General features: G+C 57.6%; 22 protein-coding genes and 1 tRNA gene. 11 read left to right on the top strand and 12 right to left on the bottom strand.

What is annotated here, in order from left to right; translation table 11 throughout:
- Nucleotides 1-74: 74 nt before the first annotated feature.
- The 5 genes from lpdA to K9U38_RS02975 form a co-directional block, all read right to left on the bottom strand.
- On the bottom strand, nt 75-1,472 hold the full coding sequence (gene lpdA / locus K9U38_RS02995) for a dihydrolipoyl dehydrogenase (protein WP_224492835.1): 1,398 nt from the start codon (nt 1,470-1,472) through the stop codon (nt 75-77).
- A gap of 20 nt (nt 1,473-1,492) precedes the next feature.
- Entirely contained in the window at nt 1,493-2,794 is a 1,302-nt protein-coding gene (locus K9U38_RS02990; RefSeq protein ID WP_224492834.1) for a dihydrolipoamide acetyltransferase family protein, read from the bottom strand.
- Nucleotides 2,795-2,810: 16 nt separating this feature from the next.
- Nucleotides 2,811-3,824 (bottom strand): alpha-ketoacid dehydrogenase subunit beta, encoded by a 1,014-nt coding sequence (locus K9U38_RS02985; protein ID WP_224492833.1) that lies wholly within the window; start codon nt 3,822-3,824, stop codon nt 2,811-2,813.
- Nucleotides 3,825-3,826: 2 nt separating this feature from the next.
- On the bottom strand, nt 3,827-5,074 hold the full coding sequence (locus K9U38_RS02980; RefSeq protein ID WP_224492832.1) for a 3-methyl-2-oxobutanoate dehydrogenase (2-methylpropanoyl-transferring) subunit alpha: 1,248 nt from the start codon (nt 5,072-5,074) through the stop codon (nt 3,827-3,829).
- A gap of 294 nt (nt 5,075-5,368) precedes the next feature.
- Nucleotides 5,369-6,517 carry a DUF2336 domain-containing protein gene (locus tag K9U38_RS02975; protein ID WP_224492831.1) on the bottom strand — a complete coding sequence of 383 codons (1,149 nt, stop codon included), beginning with the start codon at nt 6,515-6,517 and terminating at the stop codon, nt 5,369-5,371.
- 165 nt (nt 6,518-6,682) lie between these two features.
- Between K9U38_RS02975 and K9U38_RS02970 the strand changes: the two genes are divergently transcribed.
- Nucleotides 6,683-7,138 carry a MaoC family dehydratase gene (locus K9U38_RS02970; RefSeq protein ID WP_224492830.1) on the top strand — a complete coding sequence of 152 codons (456 nt, stop codon included), beginning with the start codon at nt 6,683-6,685 and terminating at the stop codon, nt 7,136-7,138.
- Complete coding sequence (locus K9U38_RS02965) at nt 7,138-8,010, top strand: HpcH/HpaI aldolase/citrate lyase family protein (protein ID WP_224492829.1); 873 nt, start codon at nt 7,138-7,140, stop codon at nt 8,008-8,010. The genes K9U38_RS02970 and K9U38_RS02965 overlap by 1 nt, the downstream gene beginning before the upstream one ends.
- Here the strand turns inward: K9U38_RS02965 and K9U38_RS02960 are convergent, their stop codons facing one another.
- Both K9U38_RS02960 and K9U38_RS02955 read right to left on the bottom strand, forming a co-directional pair.
- Nucleotides 8,011-8,631 carry a flavin reductase family protein gene (locus K9U38_RS02960; RefSeq protein WP_224492828.1) on the bottom strand — a complete coding sequence of 207 codons (621 nt, stop codon included), beginning with the start codon at nt 8,629-8,631 and terminating at the stop codon, nt 8,011-8,013. It lies immediately after the preceding gene.
- Between the two features lie 4 nt (nt 8,632-8,635).
- Nucleotides 8,636-9,229, bottom strand: a complete 594-nt coding sequence (locus K9U38_RS02955; protein WP_224492827.1) for a nitroreductase family protein — start codon at nt 9,227-9,229, stop codon at nt 8,636-8,638.
- Between the two features lie 165 nt (nt 9,230-9,394).
- On the opposite strand from K9U38_RS02955, the gene K9U38_RS02950 reads away from it, so the two are divergent.
- On the top strand, nt 9,395-10,393 hold the full coding sequence (locus K9U38_RS02950) for an RgsD C-terminal domain-containing protein (protein ID WP_224492870.1): 999 nt from the start codon (nt 9,395-9,397) through the stop codon (nt 10,391-10,393).
- 18 nt (nt 10,394-10,411) lie between these two features.
- On the opposite strand, the gene K9U38_RS02945 is transcribed toward K9U38_RS02950, so the two are convergent.
- The 3 genes from K9U38_RS02945 to K9U38_RS02935 all read right to left on the bottom strand — a co-directional run bounded on the left by K9U38_RS02945 (nt 10,412) and on the right by K9U38_RS02935 (nt 13,877).
- Nucleotides 10,412-11,263, bottom strand: coding sequence for a lysophospholipid acyltransferase family protein (locus tag K9U38_RS02945; protein ID WP_224492826.1), 852 nt, complete (start codon nt 11,261-11,263; stop codon nt 10,412-10,414).
- Nucleotides 11,264-11,354: 91 nt separating this feature from the next.
- On the bottom strand, nt 11,355-13,343 hold the full coding sequence (gene thrS / locus K9U38_RS02940; protein ID WP_224492825.1) for a threonine--tRNA ligase: 1,989 nt from the start codon (nt 13,341-13,343) through the stop codon (nt 11,355-11,357).
- A gap of 189 nt (nt 13,344-13,532) precedes the next feature.
- On the bottom strand, nt 13,533-13,877 hold the full coding sequence (locus K9U38_RS02935) for a hypothetical protein (protein ID WP_224492824.1): 345 nt from the start codon (nt 13,875-13,877) through the stop codon (nt 13,533-13,535).
- 115 nt (nt 13,878-13,992) lie between these two features.
- On the opposite strand from K9U38_RS02935, the gene K9U38_RS02930 reads away from it, so the two are divergent.
- From K9U38_RS02930 to K9U38_RS02920, 3 genes are all read left to right on the top strand, one after another.
- Nucleotides 13,993-15,813: a PHA/PHB synthase family protein gene (locus K9U38_RS02930; protein WP_224492823.1), complete on the top strand. Its 1,821-nt coding sequence runs from the start codon at nt 13,993-13,995 to the stop codon at nt 15,811-15,813.
- A 251-nt stretch (nt 15,814-16,064) separates the two neighbouring features.
- On the top strand, nt 16,065-17,369 hold the full coding sequence (locus K9U38_RS02925; RefSeq protein ID WP_224492822.1) for a YcbK family protein: 1,305 nt from the start codon (nt 16,065-16,067) through the stop codon (nt 17,367-17,369).
- A gap of 145 nt (nt 17,370-17,514) precedes the next feature.
- Nucleotides 17,515-17,589 (top strand) — tRNA-Glu (locus tag K9U38_RS02920).
- A 119-nt stretch (nt 17,590-17,708) separates the two neighbouring features.
- Here the strand turns inward: K9U38_RS02920 and K9U38_RS02915 are convergent.
- Nucleotides 17,709-17,888 (bottom strand): hypothetical protein, encoded by a 180-nt coding sequence (locus K9U38_RS02915; RefSeq protein WP_224492821.1) that lies wholly within the window; start codon nt 17,886-17,888, stop codon nt 17,709-17,711.
- Nucleotides 17,889-18,197: 309 nt separating this feature from the next.
- Between K9U38_RS02915 and sfsA the strand changes: the two genes are divergently transcribed.
- From sfsA to K9U38_RS02890, 5 genes are all read left to right on the top strand, one after another.
- Nucleotides 18,198-18,899, top strand: a complete 702-nt coding sequence (gene sfsA, locus K9U38_RS02910; RefSeq protein WP_224492820.1) for a DNA/RNA nuclease SfsA — start codon at nt 18,198-18,200, stop codon at nt 18,897-18,899.
- 18 nt (nt 18,900-18,917) lie between these two features.
- Nucleotides 18,918-19,748, top strand: a complete 831-nt coding sequence (map, locus tag K9U38_RS02905; RefSeq protein WP_224492819.1) for a type I methionyl aminopeptidase — start codon at nt 18,918-18,920, stop codon at nt 19,746-19,748.
- A gap of 13 nt (nt 19,749-19,761) precedes the next feature.
- Nucleotides 19,762-20,565 carry a RadC family protein gene (gene radC, locus K9U38_RS02900; RefSeq protein WP_224492818.1) on the top strand — a complete coding sequence of 268 codons (804 nt, stop codon included), beginning with the start codon at nt 19,762-19,764 and terminating at the stop codon, nt 20,563-20,565.
- A 74-nt stretch (nt 20,566-20,639) separates the two neighbouring features.
- On the top strand, nt 20,640-21,473 hold the full coding sequence (locus K9U38_RS02895; RefSeq protein WP_224492817.1) for an AraC family transcriptional regulator: 834 nt from the start codon (nt 20,640-20,642) through the stop codon (nt 21,471-21,473).
- Between the two features lie 115 nt (nt 21,474-21,588).
- Nucleotides 21,589-22,308 carry a 3-keto-5-aminohexanoate cleavage protein gene (locus K9U38_RS02890; protein WP_224492816.1) on the top strand — a complete coding sequence of 240 codons (720 nt, stop codon included), beginning with the start codon at nt 21,589-21,591 and terminating at the stop codon, nt 22,306-22,308.
- A gap of 84 nt (nt 22,309-22,392) precedes the next feature.
- Here the strand turns inward: K9U38_RS02890 and tig are convergent, their stop codons facing one another.
- The gene (gene tig / locus K9U38_RS02885) at nt 22,393-23,814 is read right to left on the bottom strand and encodes a trigger factor (RefSeq protein WP_224492815.1); all 1,422 of its coding nucleotides are present in this window, start codon (nt 23,812-23,814) and stop codon (nt 22,393-22,395) included.
- Between the last annotated feature and the right edge of the window lie 509 nt (nt 23,815-24,323).

The following is a 24,323-nucleotide window of genomic DNA, read 5'->3' as shown; positions in this document are numbered from 1 at the left end:
GCGCGAAAGCGGGCGTGGCAAGGGGAGAACGCACCCGGTTCTTTGACAATATTGAATCAACTCGGTTGAGCAGCCTAAATATGCAACGCGTGACCCAATGCCTTCAGCGCGGCCTCCTGGAAGCCTTCGCTCTGCGTCGGATGCGCATGGATAGTTCCGGCGATATCCTCAAGCCGCGCGCCCATTTCGAGTGCAAGCGCGAACGATGCCGAGAGCTCCGACACCCCATGCCCGACGGCCTGGATGCCAAGGATCAGGTGATTGCCAGCAGCGGCGACGACCCGGACAAATCCCTCCTCGCCTTCCTGCGTCATTGCGCGGCCGTTGGCGGCGAACGGAAACAGGCCAATCTTGACCTCGTGGCCCGCTTCCTTCGCCTCGTCTGGCGACAGGCCCACCGAGACAATCTCGGGATCCGTAAAGCATACGGCAGCGATGGCGCGCTTGTCCCAGCTGCGGTTCTCACCGGCGATGATCTCCGCCACCATTTCGCCCTGTGCCATGGCGCGGTGCGCCAGCATCGGTTCCCCCGTCACGTCGCCAATGGCGTAGACGCCGCGCATGGACGTGCGGCACTTGTCGTCAATGCGTACGAACCGGCCGTCCATGTCGATATCTATCTCCTCGAGGCCCCAACCCGTTGTTACCGGCTTGCGACCGACAGTCACGAGCACCTTGTCGGCCGGAATCCTGTCGTCCTTGCCGTCTGCCGTCTCGATCAACAGGGCGTCGCCCTTGGCGCTCATACCCTTGGCTTTCGCGTTGGTCAGCACCATGACGCCAAGTTCGGAAAGGTGCCGCGACACTGGCCGCGTCAGTTCCGCATCATATTGCGGAAGAATTCTCGGCAACGCCTCGACAACGGTCACTTTCGAGCCAAGTTTTGCAAAGGCCGTGCCGAGCTCGAGGCCTATATAGCCGCCACCCACGACCACCAGATTCTCTGGAACCTCGTTCAGTGCCAGCGCTTCCGTAGAGGAAATTACGTTGCCGCCGAAAGGCAGCGCCGGAATTTCGACTGGTGCCGACCCGGTGGCGATCACGACATTTTCAGCGCGGATGATCTGCTGACCAGTCAGTGTCTCCACCTCGACCGTCTTGCCATCGCGGAACTTCGCCCGGCCCGTGACGATCTTGACGTTAGCCTTCTTCAACAGGCCGGCCACGCCATTGTTGAGACGGCTGACGATGCCATCCTTCCAGGCAATGGTTTTGGAGAAATCGATGGCGTGTTGTTCGACGGAAATCCCGAGCGGTGTCTGCCGCGCCGCGAAATGCGCAACTTTGGCGAATTCGTCCGCCGCATGGATCAGCGCCTTGGATGGAATGCAGCCCACCAGCAAGCATGTCCCGCCAACCTTGGCCGCCTCGACGATGACGGTATCTACATTCAGCTGGCCTGCACGAATGGCGCAGACATAACCGCCGGGACCGGCACCGATGACCAGCAACTTACAGGAAATATCTTTCATCGGATCAGCCCTCCCAATTCTCACGCATCAACAAAAATCAGTGCCGGTGTTTCAAGCAACGTCTTGATCCGCTGGATAAAGACTGCCGCATCCCAGCCGTCGATCACCCGGTGGTCGAAACTTGACGACAGGTTCATCATCTTGCGCGGGATGAAATTTGTTCCGTCCCAGACCGGACGCACCATGATCTTGTTGACGCCGATAATCGCCACTTCCGGGTAGTTGATGACAGGCGTGGTCACCACACCGCCCATGCTGCCGAGAGATGTGATGGTAATCGTCGAACCACTGAGTTGTTCGCGCGTGGCCGAACCTGTCTTGGCAGCATCCGCAAGCAGGTTGACCTCCGCGGCACAATCCCAAAGCGTCCGGGCTTCGGCGTGCTTCACAACCGGAACGACCAGACCGTTTGGTGTCTGTGCCGCAATGCCGATGTGTACACCGCCATGCTGGCGAATGATGTTGGCATCGTCATCGTAGAGTGCATTCAGGTGGGGCTGATCAGCGATCGCCTTTACCATAGCACGCATGAGGAATGGCAAAATCGTCAGCTTCGGCTGGTCGGGGCGCTTCTTGGCGTTCAACGTTCCGCGCAGTTCCTCCAGCGCCGTGACATCGATCTCCTCAACATAGGTGATATGCGGGATATGCGATTTCGCGATTGCCATCTTCTCGGCGATCTTGCGGCGAAGCCCAACGACCTTGACCTCCTTGACCGAGGTGTCGGGTGCAAGAGCTGCAATCCCCGGTTTCTGCGCGCCGCGCGCAAAGAAGGCCTCGAGATCCTCATGGGTGATGCGCCCGGCCGGCCCCGTGCCCGCGACTTGGCGAAGGTCGACCCCTGCCTCGCGTGCCCGCAGCCGAACCGCTGGCGACGCCAATGGCTTCTCACCCTCGCCGCGCGGCGCGCCTCCGCCGAAGGCGCGCGAAGCAATCGGCGCAGTATCGGCAGCCACCGGCCTGGGCCTCGGCTTTTCTTCCTGTGCTTTCGGGGCCTCGGCCTTCGTCTCGACCTTGGGCGCCGTGGGTGCCTCCGCTGTCGCCGGCTTGGTCGGCTGCGCTTCGGAAGCGTGCCCATCGCCTTCAACCTTCAGGCGCACGAGCGGCGAGCCGATGGCAAGCACCTGTCCGATTTCACCGCCGAGCCAGATGATCTCGCCATCGACCGGGGACGGAATCTCGACCGTCGCCTTATCGGTCATGACGGCGGCGAGAACCATGTCCTCCCGCACCAGATCGCCGATCTTGACATTCCATTCGACAAGTTCGGCTTCCGCAACACCTTCACCGACATCCGGCAGCTTGATGACATATTCACCCATCGTCTGCTCCTATCTCTCAACCTTCCAGCGTTTCGACAAGGGCACGACCGACGCGCACCGGTCCGGGGAAATAATCCCACTCCTGCGCATGCGGATAGGGCGTATCCCAGCCGGTCACACGGGCAACCGGCGCTTCCAGCTTGTAGAAACAATGTTGCTGTACCAGCGCGGCAAGTTCGGCGCCGAATCCTGAGGTCATCGTAGCCTCATGAACGATGACGCAGCGCCCTGTCTTGTTGACGGACTCGACAATAGATTCGAGATCGAGTGGCAGAAGCGTCCGCAGGTCGATGATTTCGGCATCGATTCCGTGTTCTTCCGCTGCCGCCTCAGCCACGTAGACCATCGTGCCATAAGCGAGGATCGTCAGTTGCGAACCCTCGCGGCGCTTGATCGCCTTGCCAAGCGGCACGGTGTAGTGCCCGTCCGGCACCTCGCCGAGATCATGCTTGGACCAGGGCGTAACCGGCCGTTCGTGATGACCATCGAAAGGACCGTTGTAGAGGCGCTTGGGCTCCAGGAAGATCACGGGATCAGGGTCTTCGATGGCCGATATCAGCAGCCCCTTGGCGTCGTAAGGGTTTGACGGGACGACAACCTTTAATCCCGATACGTGCGTAAAGAGCGCTTCGGGGCTCTGACTGTGGGTCTGCCCGCCAAAAATGCCGCCACCCGCCGGCATGCGCACGACGATCGGGCAGGTAAATCCGCCATTGGACCGGTAGCGCAGGCGCGCCGCCTCCGAAACGATCTGGTCGTAGGCCGGATAGACATAATCGGCGAACTGGATTTCGATGCACGGCCTCAAGCCATAGGCGGCCATGCCTATCGCAGCACCAACAATACCGGCCTCACTGATGGGTGCGTCGAAGCAACGTGTCTTGCCATACTTCGCCTGCAAGCCCTGCGTGCAGCGAAAAACGCCGCCGAAGAAGCCCACATCCTCCCCGAAAACGACGACATTGTCATCGCGTTCCATCATGGTATCCATCGCGTCGCGGATGGCTTCGATCATTGTCTTGCGCGGCATGATTACACTCCTGCCTGCTGGCGCTGGCGGCGCAGGTGCGGCGGCATCTCTTCGTATACCCCCTCGAACATATCGCGGGCCGACGGCTTGCCACCTGCATGCAAGGTGCCGAAGCTCTCGGCCTCCTTCTGTGCCGCAATGACCGTGTCGAGGATTTCAGCTTCGGTCTGCTTGTGACGCTCGTCCGACCAGGCTCCCTGCCCGATCAGATGATTCTTCAGGCGCATAATGGGATCACCCAACGGCCAGGCGTCGGATTCGGTCTTCGGACGGTAGGCAGATGGATCGTCGGACGTCGAATGCGCACCCACCCGATAGGTCACGTATTCGATCAATGTCGGTCCGAGATTGCGACGAGCCCGCTCGATCGCCCATTGCGCGACAGCATAGACGGCGAGATAGTCGTTGCCATCGACGCGCAGTGCCGGAATGCCGAAGCCTAGCCCGCGCGCAGCAAATGTTCCTGACCCGCCCCGGGCTATTCCCTGAAAGGTCGAAATCGCCCATTGGTTGTTGACGATATTGAGGACAACGGGGGCCTTGTAGGTCGAGGCGAAAACCAGGGAAGCGTGGAAGTCCGATTCCGCCGTCGATCCGTCACCAATCCAGCCCGCAGCGATTCTTGTGTCATTCTTGATGGCGGATGCCATCGCCCAGCCTACCGCCTGGATATACTGGGTGGCAAGGTTGCCCGATATCGTAAAGAAGCCATGCTCCTTGGACGAATACATGATCGGCAGCTGCCGGCCCTTTAACGGGTCGCGCTCGTTGGAATAGATCTGGCACATCATCTCGACCATGGGGTAGTCCCCCGCGATCAACAGGCCAGCCTGACGATAGGTCGGAAAATTCATGTCGCCCGGGGCAAGCGCCTTGCGAAAGGCGCAGCTTACTGCTTCCTCGCCCAAGTGCTGCATGTAGAAGGACGTCTTGCCCTGCCGCTGTGCGATCTGCATACGGGCATCGAAAGTCCGCAGCGTCATCATATGCCGCAAGCCCTCGATCAGTTGATCATCGGTCAGCAAACCCGCCCATGGCCCGACCGCTTCTCCATCGCGGCTCAGTACGCGAATGATCGAAAAGGCCAGATCCCTGATGTCCTCGGGATTGACGTCGACCTCGGGACGCCGGACGGAGCCAGCCTCGGGAATATTCACATTGGAGAAATCCGGCTCGCCGCCGTGCCGCACTGCCGGTTCGGGAACATGCAGACTAAGAGGACCAAATTCACCAAGGGGACCATCGGACATGTTGTAGACCTCCCAACCATACATATCGTGTTCGACACTCTAGCATGAAATTATTAGGTCAGTAATACTGTCTTATTCTTTGAAATGCTCGACACGCGACGGCGCCGGTCTGAAATACTTCGCACAACCGTTTGAAATAACTGGAAGTTCCATCAGAAGAGACACACAGATACAATCCGCTGTCTTGGTCTAAAAAGCAATAATGCATCAGTTCAGGCGCGACGCGCCGATTTAATCATTCAACCACGGAACTGATTTTGTAATCAAACGAGGATGTACGGCGCTTCGCGACTGTCAGGCAGCGGCAATTGCCGACGCCTGTTCCCGCGCATTTTCCCGAATCGCATCCAGATAGAGCCGCTTGAGAAGTGAAACCATGTCATCATTGGCGGCAGGCGGAACTGATCCTGTTGCACGATCATGAGGCGCAATCTGCTCGATCATCCGGAGGATGACCTCACGCGCTCCAATCGAAAGCTTGCCGCTGGCAACACCGCGCCAGGCGTGAAGCGCAACGCCAAGTGACCGGTATGTGCTGTCCGGCAGACCCGCCGCGCCGAACAGCGCATTGAGCCCCGCAGCACGCCCGTCAATCAGCAGACCACGAATGCGCCCTAGGTTATAACCGGAGAGCGCAACAAGGACCGCTGCGAAGAAATCGATCTTTCCCGATGCCACGATCCTGATCACAAACGCCGTTGTGAGATCGCCACGAAGTTGCAAATGTTCGATGAGCGCCGGGTATTCCTCGAACGGAGTCGCAGCTACGAGACTGATCGACGCCCGCACGCATGCCTCCTGCGTCACTGTTTTTGCCCGCCGCTCGCCCATCAGGGCCATCACCATATCCATCTGACATAGAGCGTCCGCGATGCGGATCGCCAAGGCATGGCGGCAATCCGCCGGCAGGCGCTCGTTTTCGGCGAGAAGAGCTCGGACTTCAGCAACATGACCGAGTCGCTCGATCAGCCTGCGAAAACTGATGTCGGCGATCTGTGCCTGGGTGTTGGCCAACAGCTCCAATACGGCCGCGGTTTCACCGATTTCGACAATGGCGGCGCTCACGGCGAACGATACTTTCGGCCTCCCCGCAATAATCTTCTGCGCCTCGCAACTGCCACCCGAGATACAATCGATCAGATCTGTATCGCTCAGCAACGTCGATCGTCCCAGCATATAGGTGGCAATCTCGATCTGATCGCGTGCCAGGCTTGCAACGATGTGCGCCGGCGCATGGGCGCTCGTCGAAAATGCCTCGGCCAGAGCCAGGCGCACCTTGGGCGAAGGATCATCGAGAAGAAGCGTCAATACCGACTCCGTAGAGGACCGCTCGTCGGTGTCCATTTCGGTTTGCAGATATATGTGGGCCAATGCCGACGCTGCATGGCAGCGCTGCGCAACAGACGCATTATCGATCATCTTCAGATAGTGCTGAATCGACATTCTTGGTTCGCCCCCGCATTTCTACTTGTGCGCCAGTTTAATGTGAAAAGGTTTACGATCCGTTCACCATACCGGTTAACCATGTTCTGACAGAGCGGTCCGTTGTTGCGGTACGAAGCAAGCCGTCCTAGTCTGCCGCAAAAACATCGAGGAGACGATACCCACATGGCCGGGCTACATCTGGAAGACTTTGAGATCGGGCACGTATTCCAGCACCCGCTGCGCAAGACAGTCACTGAGAGCGACAATATGCTGTTCTCAGTCATGACGTTGAACCCCCAGCCGCTGCACATCGATTTTGACTTTGCCAGCAAGACCGAATGGGGCAAACCATTGGTCAATTCACTGTTTACGCTGGGATTGATGATCGGCATTTCGGTAAATGACACGACGATTGGCACGACGATCGCCAACCTCGGCATGACGGATGTGAAATTCCCCGCGCCGCTGTTTCATGGCGATACGGTTCGCGTCGAAACACAAGTTATTTCCGTGAGGCGGTCAAAGTCCAAGCCCGACCGGGGCATTGTCGAATTTGAACACCGGGCATTCAATCAGTTCGGGGTGCTGGTCGCCCAATGCACGCGGCAAGCCATGATGAAATCAAAGGGTGCGGCCTGATGCGTTCGCTGTTGTTTGTCCCAGGCGATTCGGAAAAGAAACTGGAAAAGGGCCTGTCAAGCGAGGCTGATGTCCTGCTGATCGATCTCGAGGATTCGGTCAGCGCAGATCACAAGGAAACAGCTCGCAAGATCGCGGCAGATTTCCTGGCCGCTAATCGCCATTGCCCCTCGCCGCGCCTCTTCGTTCGCATAAATGATCTGGCGAGCGGGTTTGCAGATGATGACCTCGCAGCAGTCATGCCTGCAACGCCGCACGGTATTCTTCTGCCCAAATCCAATAGCGGCAAGGACGTAACTCGACTCTCAGTCAAGCTCAACGTGCACGAGGCCCGTGCGGGAATTGCCGAAGGATCGACCCAGATCCTCGCCATTATCACCGAAACGGCCATCGGCACGCTGTCGGCAGCGAGTTACCTGGCTGCCTCGGAACGACTGATTGGTCTGAGTTGGGGCGCGGAAGATTTGTCCGCCGCCATCGGTGCTCGCACGCCCCGCGATGACACGGGCCGGTATACGGACGTGTTTCGACTGGCACGTGCCGTAACCATACTTGGCGCATCGGCGGCCGAAGTTGCAGCGATCGACACGGTCTACATCAACTACCGCGATGAGGAGGGCCTGCTGCGCGAATGTGAACAAGCGGAGCGAGATGGCTTCACCGGCAAGCTTGCCATCCATCCGGCCCAGATCCCGATAATCAATCGCACCTTCACGCCGTCCGCGGCGGCACTTGCCCACGCCACAAGGATCGTCGAAGCATTTGCGGAGAATCCGTCCGCCGGAGTCATCGGTATCGACGGGCAGATGTTTGATCGTCCGCATCTGCGGCGGGCCCAACTGCTTTTGAACCGCGCCAGATCAACGGGCTGATCAGGGTCTCTCTGGACCCTGATCCCATTTGGGGCGAAACATCCGGAAGGTTTCGGAAACCGAGGCAAAATCCATATAGCCCAGGCGCGAAACCGGTTGCGCCTTGCTGATATCGACAAGGCCGTTCGTGAGGATCGCCTCATTGATGTGAACGCCGATCACTTCACCGATGACCATGAAGGCGCTGACCGGATTGCCATTGCGATCCTTTGGATTCTGGATGTCTGTCAGGACACATTCAAGTGTCGCATAGGCCTCGGCGACGCGGGGCGCGCCAATGAGAGTACAATCGGCCTCAGTCAATCCCGAATACTCGAACTCGCTTATTCCGCGCGGAGCATTGACCGATGTCTTGTTCATTTGCACGGCAAGATCCGCGCTGACCAGGTTCGTGGCGAACTCACCTGTCTCCTCGATGAACGCCACACTGTCCTTATGGCCTTCCGATGAAAACATCAGGAGGCATGGCCTCGTGCTGATCATATTGAAGAACGAATACGGCGCGAGATTGACTTGACCGTGCTTCGAACGGGCTGAAATCCACCCGATCGGGCGCGGCGCCACGATTGCCTTTAGCGGGTCATGCGGCAAACCGTGACCGTCCTCGTACCTGTAAAACATTCGTTCAGCCCTTCCAGGGACCTGAATAATCCGAGAGAATATCCTTGATGTCAGGACGTGGACGCTCCGGCACCTTCTGCGCACAGGTGCCAATGTGGACGAAACCTGTAACACGTTCCTGCGGCGCCAGCCCGAGAAGCCCACGTCCCTTTTCATCGGAGGCGTACCAGTTGCTGATCCAGTTTGTGGCATATCCAAGCGCATTGGCGGCAAGGACCAGATTCATTGCCGCCGCACCCGACGAAAGGAACTGTTCCCACTCCGGAATGTGGTGCTCCACCGGAGAAAAGACCACGCCAATCACGAGTGGAGCGCGCGCAAACCGCTTCAGCTCCTGCTCACGGCGCTGATCCGTCAGTGGACCTTCCCTTTCTTCTGCCAGGTCGACGAGATATCTGCCAACCTGCTCGCGCGCCTCTCCCCGGTAGAGGATGAAGCGCCAGGGCGTCAGCCGTCCGTGATCGGGCACGCGCGACGCTATCCGCACCATCGTCTCGATTTCGCGATCCGACGGCGCCGGAAGACCAATTGCAGAAATCGGCGTGGAACTGCGTGTGGACAAGAATTCGATGACGGAAGGGGGAACAGACGTATCCATGGAATGAAGCTGTGATCCTGTTATAACGATGCGCGGACAATGTGGTGGTTTCGTCCGCCAAGTAAAGGTGCGCCATTGAGAAAAAGCCTTGAAATTGCCATCGGCTTCGGATCAAACCGTCGCATGGGTGCATATCAATATATTAATGCGGGCAGCAAGGCTGTGATGGGCAAGCGAGCGCTTGGAGCTATCGTGCTGGCCTGTCTCATGGCCGCGGCGCCTCGTGCAGGAGCGCAAGCACTGGCGCCGGATTTGCCTCAGGCACCCGCTGTCGAGCTGCCCAGCATTCCTAATCTCAATGAATATGCCAATCCCAAGGCGCGAGCCAACAATCCGATCATCAGCGAGCCCGAACTGATGCTCTCGGCCAAACTCTCCGAGGAGAGTGATCCGGTCGGACGCGGCCTCGTCTGGCGGGTCTTTTCTCCCGAAGCAGGTGACGATGGCAAGCTGGCATTGTTGGCGACGGCGAAGGGTGGCACCACTTCATTCAATCTGGCCCCGGGCAGCTACCTCGTGCATGTGGCTTTCGGACGTGCCGGCGCGACCAAGCGCATCACAATGACCCGTGCCAAGCGCAGTGAAACGATGATCCTTGATGCCGGTGGCGTTAAGCTCAACGCTGTCCTTTCGGGCGGCGGTCGCATTCCGCCCGACCAACTGCGATTCTCGATTTATGAGGATCACGAGGACTCCAACGGTGAGCGCGCCCTGATCATTCCGGATGTGAAGCCCGACAGCGTTGTTCGACTCAACACGGGTACCTATCAGATCGTTTCCAATTATGGCACCGCGAATGCCGTCATCCGCGCCGATATCCGCGTCGAGGCCGGAAAACTCACCGAGGCCAATGTCGAACACAGGGCTGCTCAGCTGACACTCAAACTCGTGCGCGAAGCAGGCGGCGAAGCCATGGCCGATACGGCCTGGTCGGTGCTTACCACCTCAGGCGACATTGTGCGTGAAAGTGTCGGGGCGTTCGCCTCCATTGTTCTGGCCGAGGGTGAGTACGTGATCATTGCCAAGAACAAGGACCGCATTTACCAGCGCGACTTCAAGGTTGTTGCCGGGCAGAACCAGGATGTCGAAGTGCTGGCAAAGGATGGAGCGAGCACGGCCGCCGTTGCCGATCAACCGGCAGGCGGCGAAGAACCGCTCGATTAGGGCCCTCCGCGTTCTCTACTAAACAACAGGTCTGCTTGCTATAGCAGTCGCTTGGCGGGCTTTTGGTGCGAGCGAGAACACCGCATCGTAGAGGTGTTCGAGAAGGCGTTTGCGGTCATCAAAGGACTTGAGTTCCTCCCAGCCGATCACGCGACCGATGTGCACTTCAATTGCCTTCCCCGACAGCCGGCGGAACTCGCGGATCAGCAAGGAGATGCGCAGCGTCATCGAAACCTTGCTGGCAAGATGGAAGAAACGGCCATTCTGTCCGCCGAAATACACCGGAATGACCGAGGCTTTCGCCTGCTGTACCAGCTTTGCCGGAAAAATTTTCCATGGCAGATCCTCCGCGCGGCCAAAGCCCCGGCGCGCGGTGGCTACACCCCCGGCAGGAAAAACCACGATCGTCACACCTTCCTTCAGCAACCGCACCGCCTCGTGACGCGTTGCCATGTTCATGGCCATCGCTTCCTTCGTCTCGTCAAAACAGACCGGCAGCGCATAGGGCCGGATCTCCGGCACCTTAAGGAGATCGTTGTTGATGAGAACGCGGAACGGGCGGCGAAGTTGTTCAGCCAATGCCAGTGCGGCAATGCCGTCGCCAATGCCAAAGGGATGATTCGCAACGATGACCAAAGGCGTGTCGGGCAGCTGTTGGGGGGGCCATTGATCCGCAATGTCGAGGCGGACATTGATCAGATCCATCATCCGGCGGAATACATCAATGCCCGCAGGCACAATTTCATTGCGCCAGGTGTTGTAGAGCCCGGCATAGTAGTTGCGCCCCGACAGTCCTTCGATGGAACGGATAAGCCATTGGGTCAGTCGGGTCTGCGAGTCATTGGCATATGAAAGTTCTGGAAACTGCACGCGCAACCCCGGTTAAGGCTAAGTATCTTTGAATTCTCTCGCATCCATGTGACAGCGTGATGAAACCATCACGCTGTCATGGGTGTGGGGCCTATTCCGCCGCCAAGCGGATGAGATCCGGTGCCGTTGCTTCCTCAGCAAGCTGACGGATTGCATCGTCCAGCGAAAGCGATGTCTGGCTCTGTGACCCCAGGCGCCGCATGTTGACCGAACGCTCCTCCGCCTCGCGCATGCCGCAAACCAGGATGACCGGTACCTTCTGCAACGAATGCTCGCGGACCTTGTAGTTGATCTTCTCGTTGCGGAAGTCGGTGGTGACCTGAAGGCCGGCAGCCTTCAACTCTTTCGCGACTTGCTTGCCATATTCATCGGCCTCAGACGTGATCGTGGCCACGACAACCTGGATCGGCGCGAACCAGAGCGGCATGTGTCCTGCGTAGTTTTCGATCAGGATGCCGAGGAACCGCTCCATGGATCCGCAAATTGCGCGGTGAATCATGACCGGCTGTTTCTTCTCCGACGTGGAGTCGATGTAGAAGGCCCCGAATCGCTCCGGCAGATTGAAGTCGACCTGTGTCGTACCGCACTGCCAATCGCGACCAATGGCATCGCGCAACACATACTCGAACTTGGGACCGTAGAACGCACCCTCGCCCGGATTGATCGCCGTCTTGATCTTGCCGCCGGATTGCGCCTCGATCGTCCGGAGCACCTTGCCCATGACTTCTTCGGCGCGATCCCAAAGCTCGTCCGATCCGACGCGCTTGTCCGGCCGCGTCGACAGCTTGACCGTGATGCCTTCAAAACCGAAATCGGCATAGGTCGTCAGGATCAGATCGTTTATGCGCAGGCACTCTGCCTCCATCTGCTCATCCGTGCAGAATACGTGGGCATCATCCTGCGTAAAGCCGCGAACGCGCATCAGTCCATGCAATGCGCCCGAAGGCTCATAGCGGTGGACATTGCCGAATTCCGCAAGTTTTACAGGCAGATCGCGGTAAGATTTCAAGCCGTGCTTGAATATCTGTACGTGACCTGGGCAATTCATCGGCTTCAACGCGAAGACCCGCTCATCGTCGGTCTCGTCGCCGGCAACGGTAACCTTGAACATGTTGTCGCGGTACCAGCCCCAGTGACCCGATGTCTCCCACAACGACTTGTCGAGAACCTGCGGTGCATTGACTTCACTGTAGCCATGGCTGTCCAGCCGGCGCCGCATATAGCTCACCAGGCTCTGGAACATCCGCCATCCCTTCGGATGCCAGAAAACAACACCGGGCCCCTCTTCCTGGAAATGGAACAGGTCCATTTCCCGGCCAAGGCGACGATGGTCGCGCTTTTCCGCTTCCTCGAGCATGTGCAGGTAGGACTGCAGGTCCGCATCATTGGTGAATGCCGTGCCATAGATGCGGCTAAGCATCGGATTGTTGCTGTCACCGCGCCAATAGGCTCCGGCAACCTTCATCAACTTGAAGGAACTGCCGATCTGGCCCGTCGAGGCCATGTGCGGACCGCGGCAAAGATCATACCAATCGCCCTGCCGGTAGATCTTGAGATCCTGACCTTCCGGGATGGCATCGACGAGTTCCACCTTATAGGTCTCGCCCTTCTCGGCAAAGGTCTTGCGCGCCTTTTCACGCGACCAGATTTCCTTGGTGAAAGGCTTATTGCGCGCAATGATTTCGCGCATCTTCTTCTCGATCACCGGAAGGTCGTCAGGCGTGAAGGGCTCGTTCTTGGCGAAGTCGTAGTAGAAGCCGTTCTCGATAACCGGGCCGATGGTGACCTGCGTTCCGGGAAAAAGTTCCTGGACCGCTTCGGCAAGGACGTGCGCACAATCGTGACGGATCAGTTCCAGCGCCCGGGGATCTTCACGCGTCAGGATCTCGATTGTACCCGACGCATGCAATGGGTCTGACAAATCACGCACCACGCCATCGACAGCGTAGGCGACGGCTTTCTTTGCGAGTGATTTGGAAATCGATTCGGCAAGTTCCGCACCGGTCATTGCGGCGTCATATTCGCGCTTCGAGCCATCGGGAAATTGCATGGAGACAGTTTTTGCAACTGCTTGCGACATCAATTTTCTCCTATCCAGTCCCGCCAACGATTGCGGGTGGTGTTTAACAACCGGACCTGTTCCGGCGGGACGGACTTCTAAATGCAGATTTGCCCGGCGTAAAGTACTTGGCCAGAAAAGCTTCGCAACAGCCTTCCGATAAGGTTGGCCGCGCTTCCAGTCATGTGTGCAGGAGCCTCTCGGTAGGTGCTATTGCCTGTGCTCGATTGTTTTAAGGTCCTCTTCCTGCTGTTGCTTGAGCAACTGCATCTCCGCCTGGCGGCGAGCAGCCACCGCCGGGTCCGATGAAGGACCGGCCTGACCGGCTTTCGCAGCATTGGTCCGGTCGATAAGTGCCTGCTTCTGTTCGGGCGTGAACTGGGCGGTCTCACCCTTGGGATCGGGCGTGAAATGTGGATAGGTCCCCGTATTGACCGGCCCGGTCAATGGCGAATTCGACATTGGAGCCGTAGTCGTGTTGGAACAAGCAGTCAGGCTAGCCATTAAAGCAGCAGCAACCCACGAGCGCATGATGGTAATGACCGGAAAATTCATTGTGTGTCCTGACTGCGGAAAACGATTTCATAAAGGCGATAACAATTGCACGTTAGAGGGATAGCACCAACCTATGATATCATGTCAATAATGCTGATCGGGAGGACGCTATTATATGGACAATCAAGGCAGCAAGAGCGGTAAGACGCCAAACCTTGATAATTATGTGGTCAAAGACCCGGAGGCCTTTGCACGCAACGTTGCCCATATGATCGAGCAGGCCGGCAAGGCCGCATCCGCCTGGGTGGAACCCCGGGAGAAGGGCCTCAAGCGAGACACGCTTGCTGATCCCGTCACCGACGTGGTGAAGACGCTCACCAAAGTGTCGGAATACTGGCTGTCCGAGCCGGGGCGTGCGCTCGAAGCGCAGACGAAGCTTTTTTCCAGCTACATGGCCATCTGGTCCAATTCCATACGCCGCATGGGCGGTGAAGAGGTCGACGACGTGGCAAAGCCAGAACAGGGCGACAAGCGCTTCACCGATGAGGATTGGGGCAAGAACGCCTTCTTTGACTTTCTCAAGCAGGCTTATCTCGTGACAGCGCGCTGGGCTGGCGAACTGGTCGAGAACACGGAAGGGCTTGACGAACACACGCGGCACAAGGCGGCCTTCTATGTGAAGCAGATCACGACCGCGGCCTCGCCGAGCAACTTTCTGCTGACCAATCCGGAACTCTACAAGGAAACTGTCGCGAGCAACGGCGAAAACCTGGTCCGGGGCATGAAAATGCTTGCGGAGGACATCGTTGCCGGCGGCGGGGATTTACGCCTGCGCCAATCCGACCTGACGAAGTTTGCGCTGGGCGAGAATGTGGCAACGACGCCCGGCAAGGTGATAGCACGCAGCGATGTCGCTGAAATACTCCAGTACGAGCCCACGACAAAGCAGGTGCTGAAGCGCCCTCTCCTGATCTGCCCGCCATGGATCAACAAATACTATATTCTCGACCTCAACCCGGAAAAATCCTTCATCAAATGGGCCATAGACCAGGGCCACACGGTCTTCGTCATCTCGTGGGTAAACCCCGACCAGCGGCACGCGACGAAAGACTGGTCAGCCTACATCAATGAGGGCTTGCGATTCGGTCTGGACACGATCGAGAGAGCGACCGGCGAAAAGGCCGTGAACACCATCGGCTATTGCGTCGGCGGAACCCTTTTGAGCGCTGCGCTGGCGTTGTTTGCCCGGGAAGGCGAAGACCGCATCAAGAGCGCGACGCTTTTCACGACGCAGGTGGATTTTACCCATGCCGGCGATCTGAAGGTCTTCGTTGACGAGGATCAGATTCGGGCACTCGAAAATGCCATGTCAGCCGAGGGTTACCTTGACGGTACGCGCATGGCGACCGCCTTCAACATGCTGCGCTCCGGCGATCTCATCTGGCCGTACGTCATCAACAACTACATGCGCGGCCGCGACCCTGTTCCATTCGACCTCCTGTACTGGAATGCGGATGCAACGCGCATGAGCGCTGCCAACCACTCCTACTACCTGCGCAATTGCTATCTGGACAACAATCTCGTGCGTGGGGCTATGAAGCTTGCGGGCGAGAACCTGTCGCTCGCTGATGTAAAGATACCGATCTATAACCTTGCCGCCAAGGAAGATCACATCGCGCCAGCCCTCTCGGTTTTCACCGGCTGCCAGTATTTCGGCGGCGAAGTTACCTATGTGCTCGCAGGGTCTGGCCACATTGCAGGCGTGGTCAATCCGCCGGCAAAGAACAAGTACCAGTATTGGACCGGTGGCAAGCCTGTTGGCGCATTTGACGCCTGGCTGGCCAAGACGAGCGAACATCCGGGATCCTGGTGGCATCATTGGCAAAAGTGGATTGAATCGCAGGATAAGACACGGGTTCTGGCACGCAAGCCCGGTGAAAACAACATCGAGACGCTGGCCGATGCACCGGGAACTTACGTGCGCGTACGTGTGTGAAAATACACGTCAAAGTTCGCTGAAAGTTACAAAGAAGATTTAATGACAATGGCAAGAAAGTGGCCAATCACGTTTTTGCCTCATTCTAGGTATACTTCAAGGCTTGTGCAGCCGACAAAAGTTCATTAACTCTGGCGTCTCTGTGCCAGTGTTATTTGCACTTCAATAGAACTTCGCGAGCTTTTCTGCTCTTACAAAAGCGCACCGGACTGAACATCTTGGGGACCGGGAAAGACGAGACGGGGGAATCGTTGAACATACTGCCAGCGTCAGTTTCAGCCCTACGGGCGAGCACGGTAGCGTGTGTCATTGCCATCGCCGCAATGGCTGCAACCTCCTGCACATCGACTGGACCAACCCCCAGCGTCACCTCTGCCCTGAATGCCGCCGCTGAAAACGAACCCGCAGGCAACGCAAAACAGACTGCGGATGCTTCGCTGCCATCTGGCGGACATCAGAGCGTTTCCACCCAGGCACTTGCACTGGCCGGGAGCACAGAAACGAATGCGCTCCAGGCAATCAACGACGCCGCTGCCAAACCGGCCGACCCTAAGGCCGCAGGAGCAACAACGGCTGCAAACCAGCAGCCCGCAACCACTGTCGAAGACAAGTCTCAGGTCAAAACCTCACTTTTCGGATTCAGCGGCGCAGCAAAGCCCGCCGAATCGCAACAGGTAGCCAGCGCCGCAACTGCAGCCGCAGCACCGGCAAGAACGTCATTGTTCGGAGGTTCCGCGAAAGCCGAACCTGCCGAACAGCCGGCACACGCGCAGGAGACGCAGCAGCCTGCCGCCCAAAAGGCCGACAAGGATAAAACTGCTGACGCGAAGGCCGCCGAGGTCGCATCAAGCCAACAGCCTGTCGCCGCTGTGAACAAGCCAGCCGGCAAGAACAATGGAGCGCTGCTCCGGCTTTTCTCCAACAATCAGGGAAGATCGGCGGCTAACCGTCAGGTTGCAGTCATCGAGCCAAAATCCCAGCCGAGGTTGCGGGCCTCTGAGGCCGCTGTTCAGACGGCGTCGGCGCTTCCATCGGCCGATTCTTTTGCCGGCAAGACCGAGCACCTGTCGTCATTGCCTGGCGTCCGGCCCAATGCCGGCATCCAGATCATGCAACGCGACAGTCTGTACGACGACGATGATGTCGAGGCCGCGGCGGCGCCAGTGATTCTTGCATCTGCGGCCGGTCTTGCCCGTCTCGCGCCGAATGGCCTCAAGGTGCAGCGCGAAAGCGTTCAGGTGGCTTGTCTCAAGCCCCAGCTTGTTGGCATCCTGAAGACCCTTGAACGCCGCTATGGCAAGTCGGTGATCGTCACGTCAGGTTATCGGAGCCCGCCCTACAACCGCCTGGTCAATGGCGCAAAGGCCTCCCTGCACATGTCCTGTGCCGCGGCCGATATTCAGATTCCCGGGATCTCCAAGTGGGAACTGGCCAGTTTTGCCCGCTCGATGCAGGGCCGTGGAGGTGTTGGTACCTATTGCCACACCGAATCAGTTCACGTGGACATTGGTCCTCGCCGTGACTGGAACTGGCGCTGCTCGCGCGGACGGGCCTGATCGATCCAACATCATGGCGGACACCCGTGACAGACGGCCCAATACGTCCGGTTGCGAATCCAACAAATTTCACTTTTTCAAAAAAAGAATGCTTTATGGGCTTGCGGCGCAAAAACTGTTTCACTATAAGCCGCTTAACCGAGCGGCGCCCATCGTCTAGCGGTTAGGACGGCGCCCTTTCACGGCGCAAACAGGGGTTCGATTCCCCTTGGGCGTACCAGGTTTTCTTCCTGAATAATCAGAGCTTTGTGGTGCGATGTTCACGCGAGATCGTGTGACCGGCCAACGAAGACGGCCAGCTCTGGGCGAGCCGGCCGCATGTATTTCGCCTTGATTCGCCTAGTTGGCTGGCGCCGGTTTTGCCGGATCCGGAGAAGGTGTAGCCGGGGCGGGTGCAGGTGTCGTAGGCTCGGCTGTCGTGGCTGGCGGCGTGGCCGTACCCTCTGCTGGCTTGTTGTCGCAAGCTGCCAAGCCAAATGCAGCGACTGCAACAAACGGTACGAAAAACTTGAGTTTCATCATGTATCCTCCTGATGAGTTTCGTCCCTGCGCATAGAATGTGACAGACTTCCGCAATAAGACAGCCCAGTGTTTTCAAGCTTTGTCACTGCTTGTTAGACAAAGTTATGCGACCAGAATCATGAGCTGACCTATCATAAATTACTGCTGCGACTTTCGTCTGCGGCAGCAGGGTTCGGTTCAACCTCCACCCGGGCCCGATTCTCCCACCCCAGAGCAAATTGACCTGCCTTCTAAGGCAGGTTCTTTTTATGCGACGCAAACGATCCATCGATTGTTCTGGAACGAGGCACTCGCTAAATACGATCCATGATCTTCACAGCCCCCCTCGTCACCGGTCGTTTGGTACAGCGCTACAAACGCTTCCTGGCGGACGTGATCCTTGACGATGGCAGCCCCATCGTCAGTTCTGTTCCCAATACTGGCTCAATGCTGGGGTTGACCGACCCTGGGATCAGGGTCTGGCTGTCATTGTCCGATGGCGCGAAGCGCAAATATCCACACACACTGCAGATGGTGGAGGCGCAAGGCACCATGGTTGGTATCAACACCGGTCTTCCCAATCGCATTGCAGAAGAGGCCATTGTGTCAGGCCTGCTCCCCCCGTTGAGTGGCTACGCCGAACTGAAACGGGAGCAGAAATATGGCGTCAATTCGCGCATAGACATCCTCTTGCACGCTCCCGACCGCCCCAGCGCCTATGTCGAGGTGAAGAACGTGCATTTCTCGCGGCAGTCGGGCCTCGCTGAATTTCCCGATTCTCCCACGGCGCGCGGTACAAAACATCTGGACGAGTTGGGCAACATGGTCGAAAGTGGGCATCGTAGCGTTATGCTCTATGTTATCCAGCGCGCAGATTGCGACTGTTTGAAAATCTGCGGCGATCTGGATCCAGCTTATGCCGCTGCGTTTGAACGGGCCACACGGCGCGGGGTTGAAGCTTACGCCGTAAAATGCCACATCACACCCAATGGCATCGCTGCAGTCAGCACGATGCCGATCATAGATTGATGCCAAGCGGACTTTGAAATGGTCACTTATCTCGACGCGCATAGCGCGCCACTTAAAAACACCGGCCAGATCAGGCTTCACGGCCCTGAGGGGTTCGAGGCCATGCGTAAGGCGTGCCAGCTCACGGCCCGCTGTCTGGATGCGCTAGCATCGATCGTCGCGCCAGGCGTGACCACCAATGCAATCGATCGTTTTGTCTACGAGTTCGGAGCCGATAACGGCGCCCTGCCCGCGACATTGAACTATCGCGGCTATACCAAATCGAGCTGCACCTCGATCAACCACGTGGTCTGCCACGGCATTCCCGATGACAAGCCGCTTCGTGACGGCGACATCGTCAATGTCGACGTAACCTATATTCTCGATGGTTGGCACGGCGATTCAAGTCGCATGTACCCTGTAGGCGACATCAAGCGCGCAGCGGAACGATTGATGGAAGTCACCCACGAATGCCTGATGCGTGGCATAGCCGCAGTTCGTCCGGGTGCCCGCACGGGTGCGATAGGCGCCGCCATCCAGTCCTATGCCGAGTCGGAGCGCTGCTCCGTCGTCCGCGACTTCTGTGGCCACGGCGTCGGCCAGCTGTTCCATGATGCGCCGAACATCCTGCACTACGGTACACTCAATGAAGGCGTCGAACTGCGCGAAGGAATGATTTTCACGATCGAGCCGATGATCAATCTCGGCCGCCCGCACGTGAAAGTTCTCGCTGACGGCTGGACCGCCGTCACGCGAGACCGCTCGCTGACGGCACAGTACGAGCATACCGTCGGGGTCACGAATGATGGCTGTGAAGTTTTCACTCTCTCACCGGCCGGCCTGTTCGCGCCAGGTTTGAAACTCGGATAGGAAAGCGGGCTCGATGAGTGAAGAAAAGCCAGAAAAGACTTTCTTCCTCAACGAGACCTCCACAAAACTCTCCACCAAACAACCAGCCGTTGAGCCTGGCGATGCTCCGCGCAACGCCCAACCGAAATCCGAGCCCGAGGGTGAACCGCCGCATTACCTTGGTCATCGTGAACGCATGAAGGAGCGGTTCCAGAACGTGGGTCACCAGGGGCTCGCCGACTACGAAATGCTCGAGATGCTGCTCTACCGGTCAATCAGGCAGGGCGACACCAAACCCCTCGCCAAGGCGCTTCTCGCCCGTTTTGGCTCAATTGCAGAAGTGCTCGGGGCGCCCGAGCACCTTTTGATGGAGGTCAAGGGCTGCGGGCGGGTCACGGCATTCGATCTCAAATTCGTCTTTGCGCTTACCCAGCGAATGATCCGCAGCGATATCCGCGAAAAGACAATGCTGAGTTCCTGGAGCAAGGTCATGGACTATTGCATTGCGGCCATGGCGCATGAACCACGCGAACAGTTCAGAATCCTCTTCCTTGACAAAAAGAATGCGCTGATAGCCGATGAAGTCCAGCAAATAGGGACAGTGGACCATACGCCAGTCTATCCGCGCGAAGTCATAGCGCGGGCACTGCAACTGTCGGCCAGCGCCATAATCCTGATGCACAATCATCCATCCGGCGATCCGACGCCTTCCAAGGCAGATATCGAGATGACCAAGACCATTGCGAGCATCGGCGCCCAGATGGGCATTGTCGTGCACGACCACATCATCATCGGGAAGAATGGCCATGCCAGTCTCAAGGGTCTCAAACTTTTTTGAGCGACAGCAAGAACAATCAAATGCCGCCGCCCCAAAGCCTTTTTAATCGGTGCCGTGCTTGAAGGGAGATTGGTATGAATCCGGTTGAAAAAGCGATCTGGTTTATCGAAGGGCATTTTGCCGAAGGCATTACATTGGACGACATCGCGGCCTCGGCCGGACTGTCGCGCTTCTACATGTCACGCGCATTCGCTGTTTTCACTGGTCGTTCGGTTAGCGGTTACTTACGGGGCCGCCGTCTGACGGAAGCGGCGAAGACTCTGTGCAGCGGTGCGCCCGATATACTCTGTGTTGCTCTTACCGCCGGATACAACTCCCATGAAGCATTCACCCGGGCCTTTCGCGACCAGTTCGGACTGACCCCCGAACAACTGCGTGCACAGGGCCATGTCGAAAACATCCCATTGGTGGAGCCACTCAAAATGGACGAATCGTTTATTATGGATATTGAAGCGCCGCGCATCGTCGACGGCAAAGCGATGCTCGTTGCTGGAATCGGTGCGCGATACAATTGCGAGACCAGCAAGGCAATCCCATCGCAATGGCAACGCTTCAACCCTCATGTCGGCCACATATCGGGTCAGGTTGGCGATGTCTGTTATGGCGTGTGCTGCAACAGCGACGACGAAAACAATTTCGATTACATTGCCGGGGTCGAGGTTACCGACTTTTCCGACCTTCCCGGGGAGTTCAGCCGGGTGCGCATCCCGGGCCAGAAATATCTGGTCTTCACGCACAAGGATCATATCTCGACCATCCGCAGCACGATGATGACCATATGGGGCAAGTACCTGCCCGAATCGGGGCATGAGGTCGCTGATGCACCGAATTTCGAGCGCTATGGTCCGGAATTCGACCCGCGAACCGGCTATGGCGGCCTGGAGGTCTGGATTCCCATCAAGGCATGATCAGCGGCAGAAGGAGCGGCCCGAATTGCCGCTCCTTCGGTCTTGATCATGACATATCGCTGTCAGCAACAAATCCGCTATGATTGCCGCTTCAGGAGCGATCGGAGTGCGAACCATGTTGCAAGCCTGTTTGAACGGCGGACGAACACGCGACTTCCACCCAATGGTACCCTTCACGGCGGCAGAGATTGCGAGCGACGCCCGCAGATCGGTCGCAGCCGGCGCTAGCGAGTTGCACATCCATCCGCGCAGTGCAGATGGTCAGGAAAGCCTGGAGCCGGACGATGTCGCCAAGGCACTGCTTGCGATCCGCAGCAACGTTCCCGGTGTACCCGTGGGCCTTTCCACCCATTGGCGCATTCCGCCAGGCGGCAGGGCACGCCAGAAGCCTATGGAACAGTGGCAGGTCCTGCCCGATTACGTGTCGGTCAACCTGGTCGAGGAAGATGCCGTCGAGGTCATTTCACTGGCCCTTGGACTGGGTATTGGCGTTGAGGCCGGTATCTGGTCCATCAGCGATGCCGAGCGTTTCGTGAGCCTGCCCAATACCAAAAAATGCCTTCGCGTCCTGATCGAGATCAACGAACAGGATATTGCTGAAGGGTTTGCAGCTGCACTTGGCATCATAGCCGTGCTCGAGCGCGGCCGGATCAAACTTCCTGTCTTGCTGCATGGCGATGGAGCGAGTGCATGGCCAATGTTCAGGGAGGCGATGGCGCGCAGCTACGACAGCCGCATCGGACTGGAAGACGGCAATCTGCTGCCCTCGGGGAAGATGGCGGCGGATAACACCGATATCGTACGTGCGGCGGTTCGATTGGCGCGGGCCTATTAGCCCCAGCATGGGTTGGCAGCGCATAAGAGCTGGCACAAAAAAAGGCCGCTTTGCAGCAGCCTTTTTTCAACTTCGTGCGAAGGCCTATGCCTCGTCGTCGGTCTTCTTCTTGGCGGCCTTCTTCGGCGCAGCCTTCTTGGCAGGCTTCTTGGTTTCGGACTTGGCATCAGCCTCGTCGTCCGCCATCAGCTCTTCCTTTGTCACCTTCTTGTCAGTGACATTGATGCTCGAAAGGAGGTGGTCGACGACCTTCTCCTCAAAGATTGGAGCGCGCAAATTGTTGACGGCTTCCGGCGTCTTGCGGAAGAATTCATAGATCTGCTGTTCCTGGCCCGGATAGCGGCGAACCTGATCGTAAACTGCGCGCTGCAGTTCTTCCTCGGTTACTTCGATACCGGCCTTGTTGCCGATTTCCGAAAGAACGAGACCGAGACGAACGCGGCGTTCGGCCAGCTTGCGATATTCTTCGCGGGCCTCTTCTTCCGTCGTGTCTTCGTCTTCGAAGGTCTTGCCGGCTTCCTGCAGATCATTGCCGATCTGTGCCCAGATGTTGTTGAACTCGGCGTTGATCAGGCGCTCCGGCGATTCGAACTTGTACTCGCCGTCCAGAGCATCGAGAATCTGACGCTTGACCTTCTGGCGGGTAAATGTGCCGTACTGGCTTTCGATCTGCTCGCGGATGACCTGCCGCAGACGGTCGGCGCTTTCGATGCCGAGCTTCTTGGCCGTCTCGTCGTTGATTTCGAGTTCGCCGGGCTTGGCAACTTCCTTGACGGTAATGTCGAAGGTTGCATCCTTGCCAGCAAGGTGAGCCGCGCCATACTCTGCCGGGAAAGTTACATTGATCTGCTTTTCGTCACCGGCCTTGACGCCGATCAGCTGATCTTCGAAGCCAGGAATGAACTGTCCCGAACCGAGAACCAGCGTTGCGTCGCTGTCGGCACCGCCATCGAATGGAACGCCGTCGACCTTGCCGAGGTAATCCATCGTGACGCGATCGCCGTTTTCAGCCTTGCCCTTCTTCGTTTCAAACGACTGGGCGGAGCTTGCAACGCGCTTGACCTGTTCCTCGACTTCCTCGTCGGTGACGTCGACAACTTCACGAACAACGTTGATCTTCGACGTGTCCTTGATCTCGATAGCCGGCAGAACTTCGTAGTTCAGCGAGAATTCGAAATCGGCCTGGCCGCTCAGTACCTTTTCGGCTTCCTTCTCGTCCTCGGTCATGACGACTTCCGGCTGCGTCGCCGACTTTTCATTGCGATCAGCAAGGATGGAACGCGAGGAATCACTCAGGATTTCGTTGACGACTTCAGCCATGAACGACTTGCCGTACATTTTGCGCAGGTGGCTCATGGGCACCTTGCCTGGGCGGAAGCCGTTGATACGTGCCTTGGCGCTAGCGCCCTGGAGGCGTTCGGAAAGCTTTGCTTCCAGATCCTTGGCCGGAACAACGACCTTGATCTCGCGCTTCAGCCCTTCATTGAGCGTTTCAGTAACCTGCATGTCCAAACCTTCACTTTTTTAACATTTATCCCGCCGTTTCCGGCTTGGCTGCCAAATTGCGGGAGAAAAACTTTATGCCATCGTGGCTTTCCGGTACGGATGAAGTCGTTTACCTCCTGCCATCCGTATTGTTTTTATTGCTTTATTTCTAACTCAACTCTCAAACTGCAGCATGGATTGTATCACAAAACATGGCACAAAGTTGCGGAAGAAATTGCACCCTTACCGACTGGTCGCTCCCTTTACTTGCCTTGAGCGCAAAAATCAATGGGACAGCCATATTGGCCCTCGAAATAGCAAATCCCTGGTGCTTCTCCTCTCGCAATTGCGAGATGACAACGAAATCGAACTGTGCAAGTGTGCAGACGTGGGCTTTGAGAGACCGTATTAATAGACCGCAAACTGTTGTGAATGCGCAATGTGCGGGTCTTGTCAAAGCATCCACGGCAACATATCGAGCTTTTGTTTATTGACTGCGTTTTGACTGCGTTACCCGACTTGATCGTCCG

This window comes from Phyllobacterium lublinensis (assembly GCF_020164435.1).
GTDB lineage: Bacteria > Pseudomonadota > Alphaproteobacteria > Rhizobiales > Rhizobiaceae > Phyllobacterium > Phyllobacterium lublinensis.
Note: the sequence above shows the minus strand (reverse complement) of the source record. Positions and strands in the feature narration are given on the sequence as shown.

Excerpts from the sequence above, each read along its gene's own strand:
- K9U38_RS02985 (WP_224492833.1), bottom strand. The coding sequence starts at position 3,824 with ATGCCGCGCAAGACAATGATCGAAGCCATCCGCGACGCGATGGATACC.
- K9U38_RS02980 (WP_224492832.1), bottom strand. The coding sequence starts at position 5,074 with ATGTCCGATGGTCCCCTTGGTGAATTTGGTCCTCTTAGTCTGCATGTT.
- K9U38_RS02890 (WP_224492816.1), top strand. The coding sequence starts at position 21,589 with ATGTTGCAAGCCTGTTTGAACGGCGGACGAACACGCGACTTCCACCCA.
- K9U38_RS02935 (WP_224492824.1), bottom strand. The coding sequence starts at position 13,877 with ATGAATTTTCCGGTCATTACCATCATGCGCTCGTGGGTTGCTGCTGCT.
- K9U38_RS02930 (WP_224492823.1), top strand. The coding sequence starts at position 13,993 with ATGGACAATCAAGGCAGCAAGAGCGGTAAGACGCCAAACCTTGATAAT.
- K9U38_RS02970 (WP_224492830.1), top strand. The coding sequence starts at position 6,683 with ATGGCCGGGCTACATCTGGAAGACTTTGAGATCGGGCACGTATTCCAG.
- tig (WP_224492815.1), bottom strand. The coding sequence starts at position 23,814 with ATGCAGGTTACTGAAACGCTCAATGAAGGGCTGAAGCGCGAGATCAAG.
- map (WP_224492819.1), top strand. The coding sequence starts at position 18,918 with ATGGTCACTTATCTCGACGCGCATAGCGCGCCACTTAAAAACACCGGC.
- K9U38_RS02915 (WP_224492821.1), bottom strand. The coding sequence starts at position 17,888 with ATGAAACTCAAGTTTTTCGTACCGTTTGTTGCAGTCGCTGCATTTGGC.
- K9U38_RS02895 (WP_224492817.1), top strand. The coding sequence starts at position 20,640 with ATGAATCCGGTTGAAAAAGCGATCTGGTTTATCGAAGGGCATTTTGCC.
- radC (WP_224492818.1), top strand. The coding sequence starts at position 19,762 with ATGAGTGAAGAAAAGCCAGAAAAGACTTTCTTCCTCAACGAGACCTCC.
- lpdA (WP_224492835.1), bottom strand. The coding sequence starts at position 1,472 with ATGAAAGATATTTCCTGTAAGTTGCTGGTCATCGGTGCCGGTCCCGGC.
- K9U38_RS02990 (WP_224492834.1), bottom strand. The coding sequence starts at position 2,794 with ATGGGTGAATATGTCATCAAGCTGCCGGATGTCGGTGAAGGTGTTGCG.
- K9U38_RS02960 (WP_224492828.1), bottom strand. The coding sequence starts at position 8,631 with ATGTTTTACAGGTACGAGGACGGTCACGGTTTGCCGCATGACCCGCTA.
- K9U38_RS02950 (WP_224492870.1), top strand. The coding sequence starts at position 9,395 with ATGGGCAAGCGAGCGCTTGGAGCTATCGTGCTGGCCTGTCTCATGGCC.
- K9U38_RS02965 (WP_224492829.1), top strand. The coding sequence starts at position 7,138 with ATGCGTTCGCTGTTGTTTGTCCCAGGCGATTCGGAAAAGAAACTGGAA.
- sfsA (WP_224492820.1), top strand. The coding sequence starts at position 18,198 with ATGATCTTCACAGCCCCCCTCGTCACCGGTCGTTTGGTACAGCGCTAC.
- thrS (WP_224492825.1), bottom strand. The coding sequence starts at position 13,343 with ATGTCGCAAGCAGTTGCAAAAACTGTCTCCATGCAATTTCCCGATGGC.
- K9U38_RS02955 (WP_224492827.1), bottom strand. The coding sequence starts at position 9,229 with ATGGATACGTCTGTTCCCCCTTCCGTCATCGAATTCTTGTCCACACGC.
- K9U38_RS02975 (WP_224492831.1), bottom strand. The coding sequence starts at position 6,517 with ATGTCGATTCAGCACTATCTGAAGATGATCGATAATGCGTCTGTTGCG.